The following is an 8,768-nucleotide window of genomic DNA, read 5'->3' on the forward strand; positions in this document are numbered from 1 at the left end:
AGCGCAGGATGTGCACATTGCCACCCTGCGTAATTTACCAATCTTTGAATAAAAAGGAGCAAATAAAATGAGAACGCAAAATCTTTCAGAATGGTGTTTCGAGGACTGTCGAACCCTCCAGATGGAGCAGGTGGACAGATTCCTAAACGGACAGATGAGTGAGACGGAACTGAAAAAGTTCCGTCTCTTAGCGGGTTCCAGTGTGGAGAACTTGGAGCTTTTGGTTGACCGTGCGCAAAATCCACCAATACCGCCTAGCATGGTAGAGGTGGAGAATAGACGGGACATGTTATCCCGTCTTCGCAGACTTGCGGAACACAGCAAGTTCATGGGAAACCTTAAGAAAAAATACAATGGCCCCCGCAAACCGGAATTCGCAGCGGGCCAAATATGGCAAGTAGAGGGGGACAAATACGGCGCCGACTTAAATCTGGCGCCAATAAATCTTCCCCCCTTAATTTACATTCCGTTTAGAAAAACGGAAACATTTGGGACCAAAGAAACTGAGCACATAGCATTTATGATGCTCAGTATAGAAGCTCAGTTTCAGTGGGAATCATGCTATACCTTCGGAATAAAAAATCCATACTTAGGAGTGCCATTTTTTGTGGCCACAAGAATCGGCGGTTATATCAGAACCGCGGATCTATCCCACTGTGTGGGTATAGTTTCCGAAAAAGAGGCGGATGAAATATTCGCCCTCTTTGCAAGCTACGAGCCGTACGATCTCCCGGATACATCTGCTGTGAATCAGGCACGACGGGGGAAATCACGTAGCGCGACAGCAGCCATTTACGAGGAATGGCTGATGAGAGACAGGGACATTGTCCAGGAAAGTTATAGATGTTTAGAAAACATTTTTATCGTTTAGGAGAAATGAAAAATGTTAAACATCAAACAAGAAAAAAATTACATTGTACTTACTGGGAGCGATTTCCAGGTATCAGAACTGCTGTTATACAGCCCCAACTTGCCGGGAAAATTTCTCGCGGTAAAAATCGGTCTTTTTGAAGGGCTTGATTTCACAACTATCAGCCTCGACAGATTCGCCGTGTACCGTGTCAGCGTCGCCGGCAAACTGCCATTTTTTATCGCTATTTTGGCAAGCGGCTGGGAGATTGTCTCTGAAACAGAAGCGCAACTATTAATAGAGATGTCAGAACCCACCATCATCCCGGCGGAATATAGAGATCCGCTCAGCGTTGAAATCGTGGAGCCACGCGATGCAGACGAAAGGGAACGGGAATTGCTTATAAAATTAGCGGAGACTTTCCGCAAGGAAAGCAGCATCCCAGCCGGGGATGAAAAATAGAAAGGAAAAAAAAGATGCAAATAACGAAAAAAGACATCCACGGTGTCGGGTTGACAATCGGGGATGTTGCGCGGATATTGCGTGTACACTACAATACAGTGTTGCGCGCTCTGAAAAAAGAAACAATTACAACAGGTAGAATCAGAAATCTGATAGCAGAAAGGAGAAAACAATGGAACTGATTATCTTAATTGTTGTTTTTTTCATTGGCACTCTGCTCGGTTTCATCACCTGTACGCTGTTCGTACACTGTGATGAATGGGACAGAATCGTAAAAGAGCAGGTTCTGAAAAAGGACATTCAAGACCTGCGAGACCGCAATTATGAATTGACAAAATTATTAAACATTGCAAACAACGAATTAAAAAGTAGCGGGGTGAAAAATGGGTGATAATATTGGGAAATTCACATACATGGACTCCCGGTACTATTGGAAAGATGGTGTTGCTTATCCGTCTGTGACCACGATTCTAAGTGCCTATCCAAAGCCTTACCTAATAGAGTGGAGGGGGAACTTAGGGAACGAAGCGGCGGATAAGATAATGAAAGAAGCCGCTGAAAAAGGCAGCGCTGTTCATAGCGCCGTTGAGAAAGCACTCAGATACGGTGCGAAAATACGGTGGTACCAACCGGGTGAGCAATACGCCCCGTCGGACATCGTTGTTGACGACCAATTCACTTATATCTCTCTCCAAAAAATAGCACGGTGGTTTGAAATCGTGCAACCTCGGGTGGTGAAAACTGAATTCGTAGTTTGGTCTCCAAAGTACGATTTCGCAGGCACGGTTGACTTGCTTGTGGAAATTGCGGGTGGCACATACGAAGTGAACGGTGCAAAACCGTTGGAACTGGAATCCGGATATTACATTGTCGATTTCAAAACGGGGCGCACCGTTGGTGCTGAAGCCAGGATGCAGCTGGGGGCTTATGCAGCCGCCTGTGAGAAAAAAGGGCTGAAAGGTGGACTTATCGTGCACACGCAATCGCAGAACCGAAAAGGGGTAGAAGGTTTGGGAACGACCCTTGTCGCGAACCTGCGTGAAGAGTTCGCACGGTTCAGAGCAGTGCAAACGGTCTGGAAAATGTACCAGAGCGCAAACCGCCCGGAGCCGGTGGAACTCCCGCTTGAAATTATTATTAAACACACACATAATCAAAAACAAAAAAACAGAAAGGAGAGCTAATATGGCTTTTCAAGAAGTTACCGCCGGGACAACGAACATAATGACCCCGGAAATGATAGATAAACCGTTTGAAGTCTTCTTTGTCGGAAGTGAAAAACGGGACACCCAGTACGGTGAACAGACGATTCACAAGTTTGTCTCCAAAAAGGGCGCCGTGAAAACCGTTTACGGTTCGGGCGATTTGAACTTCAAACTCAAAGAAATTCCCGTAGGTGTTCTAGTTCGAATTAACTACAAAGGAAAGATGCAAGTTAAAACAAAACGGTTCGGCGAAAAAGAGATTCATGTCTGCGAGGTTCTCTATGACCCAGAACAAAAATTGTCTTTGGACGAACTAAGACGGTATGCAGTATCTACGAACGCCGCAGCGATGGCATCCTACGAAGAAGATGATGACTTTGCAGAGCCAACTACACCCCACCCGGAAGCTGCGAAAAAGAGAATGGGAGAGGACGATTTGCCATTCTAAACCGAAATAACTTTACGGGCGTTTTCGAACGCTCGTATAATTTTTTTTAGAAAACCGAAAGGATAAAAAATATGCAAATAAAAGAAAGATTCCAGAAGTATAAATTTTTCCGTTACCGTCCCGATGAGAAAGATTCCATTTTTTGCGGTGTAAAAAATCCACTAAATGTAATTGGAATATTTTTCAAGCCGGGGCTGTTGGCATTGCAGCTCTCGGACACCGGCGATTTTCTCGCAGCGCAATCACCGGAGATTGCCATCCGGGAAGTCCCGTTCGAAGATGTCAGGGAAGAGGTTGAGAAAAGTCCCTATATGGAACGGGTACGACGGGAAGAATATGAAAACAAAACTATGAAAATAATAATTAATCTTTCTAATCACCCGTCATCAAGTTGGTCGGAAGCGCAAAAAGCTGGATGGGATGTGATAGACGACATCCAATTTCCGGCTGTTGAATTCGAAACCGATATCAAAGGCGAGGCGGTAAGAATCGTCGGGGAAATAGTCGATAAATATAGGTGCGAAGATTATAGGATGATAACCGTTATGGTTCAGGGACAGAGCGTTCTTACATTTGCAATCGTTCTCCGGTTGCTCCGTTTGGGGTTCCGTGTGGTGGCTGCTTATACAGAACGGAACACCACCGTGAACCCGGACGGGACAAAAACTGTTAAATTTGATTTCGGGGGGTGGCAAGATTATAGTTTATAATTTTGCCGCTCCCAGGGGGGGAGATGGTTATGTTATTGATTTAAAATATTGAGGTACAAAATTATAATGCAAAATTTTGCGGAACAGCTTCGCCGCGCCGGTATTTCCACCCTTCCGGTGCGACGGGACACAAAGGCGCCAACTGTCCCGGCGTTCAAACAATGGATGGAAAACCTGCCGACTAAAGAGGAAATAAAAAATTTCAAAGGGGACGGAATTGCAATTATCGGGGGCGCCGTCTCCGACGGTCTTGTCGTGCTCGATTTCGATAATCATTACGGGAACGCACACCGTGCGATGAAAGAGTGGGCGGCGATGCCGGAAGTGAAGGAGATTTTGGATCGCTATCCATTCTACTTAGAACGCACACAAAGAGGTGGTTACCATTTTGCATTCCGTTGCCCGGATGAAAAAACACGTTCGACGAAGCTTGCCATGGAAAAAACACCGGAAGCGGGGAAATATGAGACGCTGATTGAAGTGAAGGCAGAGGGCGGATATTGTATAGTCGCACCCACTGCTGGGTACACAGCGTTGAAAGGCAGCTTGCTGAAATTACCGGTGCTGTCCCCAGAAGAGCGGGAGACGCTGCTGTCCCAGGCGCAGCTCTTCGATGAGAAACCACCGGAACCGAAAAAAATGAAATTGAAGCCCGTTTCTGGATTGCCCGCCGGACAAAGTTCCGGCTCGGTGTACGAAAAATTCAACCGTGAAGGGGCGGCGGAAATAGAGTCCCTGTTGGAACAGAACGGTTTCAACCTCTATAGAACTACAGACCAAAACAAATATTACACGCGCCCCGGAAAGACAAAAGGTGTCTCGATTTCATACAACGGCGTGTGCGTTTATTCATTTTCTTCGAATGCACACCCCTTTCCGTTTCATACCGGTCTCTCAAATTTCGATACATTCGCCCTTCTGAAACACAACGGCGATGAAAAAGCTGCTGTGCGTGAATTGGCGGAAAAGTACAACCAAAAACTGCAAAGACCGGGAGCACAGAAGGCAGACCTAAGTGAGAACACAGTGAACGAACAGGGCAACATTCTCCCCCCAAATTTCTTCATAGAAACCGTTTATACCGAACGCGGCGGCGTAAAAAGAACCGTAGATTTCGCAAAATTCATTGATTTCCTACATGCAAGCGGGTACCGGAAGTTCCGGGAAGGGGACGACTTTATTTTTGTTCAGCTGCAAGACAACCTTGTGGAAATTGTTGAGGTTGATAAGATGCAAAATTTCACGCAAAAATACATTCTGGAACATTCGAACAAAGACACCGTGAATTTCCTAATCTCAATTGATTCTCTATGGAGCCGTACAAAATTGGGGTATTTGCAGGAATTACCAAATAAGTTCAACCGCGATACCCGGACAGAAGTCTGGATGTATTTTTTGAACAAAGCTTTGAAAATAACCGCCGACGGTTTTTTTGAATTTAAATATTCGCAACTCCCACTTCCGGTTTGGCGGAGACACTTATTACCGTACGAATGGGACAGGCGTATTTTGGGGTACGATGGTATGGGTGAATGGCACCGGTTCTGCGAAAATGTAGCCGGAACACCAGAAAATCTGTTACGCTTGCGGGTTGCACTCGGTTATCTCGCGAGCAACTACAAACAGCACTCACTTTCAAAAGCAATCATCTTCATCGATGGTGTAATCCCCCAAATTGCCACGGACGCAAATGGTGGCACCGGGAAATCGCTGCTGGGAAAATGGATCTCCCAATACTGCAATGCCTGCGTGATAGATGGACGAAAAATTGGTAGAGATGCAAACCTACAGTTCCTCTTTCAGGGAGTCTCGCCTGATACCAGGATAATTTTCATAGATGATGCCGACCCACAGTTCAATTTTCAATTCCTTTTTTCTGCAATCACTTCTGATATGACCGTGCGAAAATTATATGTGGGTGAATATGTCGTGCCATTCGAGCAGAGTCCGAAATTTCTGACAACGACAAATCACTCTATTCGTGGCACAGATGAATCTACGAACAGAAGGAAATTTGAAGTGCTGATTAGCAGCCACTACGGGGAGCACCACACACCCAGGGATGATTTTGGACACGATTTAATTTTCGATTGGAGCACCGAAGAATGGGAAGCAAGCCATTGTTTTCTAATTGGGAGCATTCAATTATTTCTGGAGCACGGGCTACCGGAGCACCAGATGGACGAGCACTCGGCGTTGAAAATTGCCATCTCTGAGACTTCAAAAGAGTTCGTTGACTTCATGCTTGACGCGCTCCGGACGGGTGAAATTCGTAATAATGTGGAATTCGACCGCAAAGAACTATACCAAAAATTTACCGGCGAATTCGAAGGGACAAGCGATTTCAAGAGCTTGAGGTTGCGTTCGTTCACAGGCTGGATAATAAAATTTTGCCGTGTTTTCAGGCTTTATTATTCAGACAGGCGGTCGAATTCACAAAATCTCTCAAAAATATGGAATCTTAAAAATAATGTTCTTTTAGCGGAGATATTAGGGGAAAATGATGAAAGAAACCGCCTTTTTCCCCCCGATACCGCCTGATTTCGGTGAAACCGCCTGATTAGGCGGTATGCAGATTTTTTTGTAACTTATTATTTTATATATATGTTACAGCCACAAAAGGCGTTAAGGCGGTACTTCTATAGAAAGTTTTATAGAAAAATTTAAATATATATAAAAAAAAAGGGAGATGGTAGAAAAATGGTAGAACTCATATATATATATAGAAGGGTGTATCGTGCTTTTCCGCCTTAACGCCTGCAAGCGCTTGTAAGTTATTTGGATGAAAGGAGTTACGGCGATAACGTTTTAAAATTCCTTACCGCCTGCAAGCGCCTAATGTAGTTTTTTCGGATGGATGAGGCTGTAAGTTATTATAATTAAAGAGGTTAGAGATGAAAGAGAAAACGCCTGCATATTTCAGGGCAAAATTAGCCGGAACAGGGGAGTACGAACGGGATGAACGACAGGGAATACAGAACCCCCCGCCAACATGGAAACGGGGGCCAACTTGGGAAAAATATCGGGAAGAAAATCCACATCCGTATTTTGTATTTTTTGCGGACGGTGTACCGGTTGCTGAGGGACACTTTGCGCTTGCGACATTGCGTGCTCCTAGAGAAGATGGGAGCACGGTAATGACAAGATTCTATCGGGAGCATCAAAACGGGGAAATTTATATGAAAGACAAAAATTTACCATTTTAAAAAAAGGAGCATAAAAATGGAACTAAGACAATATCAAAAACAATTAGCGGAGCACGGAGCACGGATAGCACGGGAGCACGGTTTCGTATATTTGGCAATGGAGATGCGAGTCGGCAAAACCGCAATTAGTCTTGCAATTGCCAGGCAACTGAAAAAAGATGGGAACATATTATTCGTTAGCAAGAAAAAAGCACTTCCTTCAATCCAGGCGGACGCGGACGCAATGGAAGTCAAAAACATTACAATTACTAATTACGAACAGCTGTCCAAAATCACGGAGCACCCTGCGATTGTAGTGATAGACGAGGCGCATTCTATCGGGCAATATCCGAAACCGAATTTACGCTGCAGGGAGTTGCGGCGGATAATCAGCTCTGGGGAGACGACTGTGATTTACCTTTCAGGCACACCCACGCCGGAAACTTATTCGCAAATATATTTCCAGTTCTCAGTCCTGGGTGCGGTTTCACCCTTTTCGCATTACAAAAATTTCTACTATTGGGCTCGGGACTTTGTGGATATTAGGGAGAAGTATATTAACGGCTACAGGATAAAAGATTACTCGGGCGCCAAAATCGACAAGATAGAAAAGGTGTTGCGGCAATATCGTCTCACATACACGCAACAGGAAGCTGGGTTCTCAAGCGAAATTGAGGAAGAAATTGTAACGGTTGAAATGCCACACACATTGCAATGGCTGATTAAAAAAATTAAAATGGATGGCTACTATAAATTCAAAGATGGCACGGAGATAGTTGCGGATTCCGCTGTGAAGCTGATGGGAAAAATACACCAAATAAGCAGCGGCACAGTGATAACGGAGACGGGGGAGACGAAAATTCTCAGCACTTATAAAGCTGATTATATCAAAAAAATGTATGGAGACAAAAAGATTGCAATCTACTATAAGTTCATTGCAGAGGGCGAGATGCTCCGACAGGCATTCCCGGATGCCACCACTTCACCGGAAGAATTCAATGATTCGGAAGAGAGAAAAGTTTTCATATCGCAAATCCAGAGTGGGAGCATGGGAATTAATCTTAGTACGGCGGACATTCTGTTGTTTTTCAACATCGATTTTTCTGCAACCCAATATTATCAAGCCCGAGCCCGTTTGGGTGCAATGGACAGGGAGCATGCACAGTTGATACATTGGATATTTTCCGATGTGGGACTTGAAAAACAAGTTTACCGGGCCGTGCAAAAAAAGAAAAGTTATACAGTATCACATTACCGCCGGGAGAATCAGCGTGGTCAAAACAGAATCAGATTTGCAGCGGCAATGTATTGATTGGTTGCGCCGGGAGCATCCTGCTGTTTACGCTCGAAAAATAATAGTCGCGAACAGAGCCGGGACACCGGATTTATTAATGTGTATCCGGGGACGTTTCGTAGCGATCGAGTTCAAAACTGAGGGCGGCAAACAGACAGCGCTGCAAAAATATAATGAGCAGCAAATTAAACAAGCAGGTGGCAAGTATAGCATCGTAATGAATTTAGAAAAATTTAAATCGGAGATAGAAAAATGGCAAAAAGAGAATATAAAATAACAACAAACGGTGTTCCGAGCATAAATCCGGAGCGCGTGAAAAAAATGTGTTTTGAAGAGCTGGATGAATTAGGCTTCATCAATTGGCGCAAAGTCCGGGACAACGAAATGAGATTCGCCGTACACGAAAAAATTAGAGCAGGCGCAACTGTGGTGGATGCTGTTGAGCGGACTGCAGAGGAATTTTTTTGTTCAGTTGATTTGGTTCGGTTGACCCGGTACAGAAAGTAGTTGTTTTTTACATTTTGTATAGTTATATTTGCGAAAATTAAAGGAATATTATGATTGGGTGCTTTTATAAGAAAATGTGGTAAAATATTTGTAGTTAATTTGAATTG

At 44.4% G+C, this 8,768-nt stretch carries 11 protein-coding genes; all 11 read left to right on the forward strand.

Annotated elements, in window-relative coordinates; translation table 11 throughout:
- Nucleotides 1–154 precede the first annotated feature (154 nt).
- A complete protein-coding gene (locus tag LC115_08280; protein ID MCZ2356669.1) occupies nt 155–871 on the forward strand; it encodes a hypothetical protein in 717 nt (238 codons plus the stop codon).
- A 12-nt stretch (nt 872–883) separates the two neighbouring features.
- Nucleotides 884–1,312 (forward strand): hypothetical protein, encoded by a 429-nt coding sequence (locus LC115_08285; protein MCZ2356670.1) that lies wholly within the window; start codon nt 884–886, stop codon nt 1,310–1,312.
- 172 nt (nt 1,313–1,484) lie between these two features.
- Nucleotides 1,485–1,703, forward strand: a complete 219-nt coding sequence (locus LC115_08290; protein ID MCZ2356671.1) for a hypothetical protein — start codon at nt 1,485–1,487, stop codon at nt 1,701–1,703.
- 151 nt (nt 1,704–1,854) lie between these two features.
- Nucleotides 1,855–2,496, forward strand: coding sequence for a PD-(D/E)XK nuclease family protein (locus LC115_08295; GenBank protein ID MCZ2356672.1), 642 nt, complete (start codon nt 1,855–1,857; stop codon nt 2,494–2,496).
- Nucleotide 2,497: 1 nt separating this feature from the next.
- Nucleotides 2,498–2,965, forward strand: coding sequence for a hypothetical protein (locus LC115_08300; protein ID MCZ2356673.1), 468 nt, complete (start codon nt 2,498–2,500; stop codon nt 2,963–2,965).
- A gap of 71 nt (nt 2,966–3,036) precedes the next feature.
- Nucleotides 3,037–3,675 (forward strand): hypothetical protein, encoded by a 639-nt coding sequence (locus tag LC115_08305; GenBank protein ID MCZ2356674.1) that lies wholly within the window; start codon nt 3,037–3,039, stop codon nt 3,673–3,675.
- A 66-nt stretch (nt 3,676–3,741) separates the two neighbouring features.
- Complete coding sequence (locus LC115_08310; GenBank protein ID MCZ2356675.1) at nt 3,742–6,216, forward strand: bifunctional DNA primase/polymerase; 2,475 nt, start codon at nt 3,742–3,744, stop codon at nt 6,214–6,216.
- Between the two features lie 353 nt (nt 6,217–6,569).
- Nucleotides 6,570–6,881, forward strand: a complete 312-nt coding sequence (locus LC115_08315; protein MCZ2356676.1) for a hypothetical protein — start codon at nt 6,570–6,572, stop codon at nt 6,879–6,881.
- Nucleotides 6,882–6,897: 16 nt separating this feature from the next.
- Nucleotides 6,898–8,172, forward strand: a complete 1,275-nt coding sequence (locus tag LC115_08320; protein MCZ2356677.1) for a hypothetical protein — start codon at nt 6,898–6,900, stop codon at nt 8,170–8,172.
- The gene (locus LC115_08325) at nt 8,132–8,431 is read left to right on the forward strand and encodes a VRR-NUC domain-containing protein (protein MCZ2356678.1); all 300 of its coding nucleotides are present in this window, start codon (nt 8,132–8,134) and stop codon (nt 8,429–8,431) included. The genes LC115_08320 and LC115_08325 overlap by 41 nt, the downstream gene beginning before the upstream one ends.
- Complete coding sequence (locus tag LC115_08330; protein MCZ2356679.1) at nt 8,407–8,661, forward strand: hypothetical protein; 255 nt, start codon at nt 8,407–8,409, stop codon at nt 8,659–8,661. The genes LC115_08325 and LC115_08330 overlap by 25 nt, the downstream gene beginning before the upstream one ends.
- The last annotated feature ends 107 nt before the right edge of the window (nt 8,662–8,768 follow it).

Source organism: Bacteroidia bacterium, assembly GCA_026932145.1.
GTDB lineage: Bacteria > Bacteroidota > Bacteroidia > J057 > JAIXKT01 > JAIXKT01.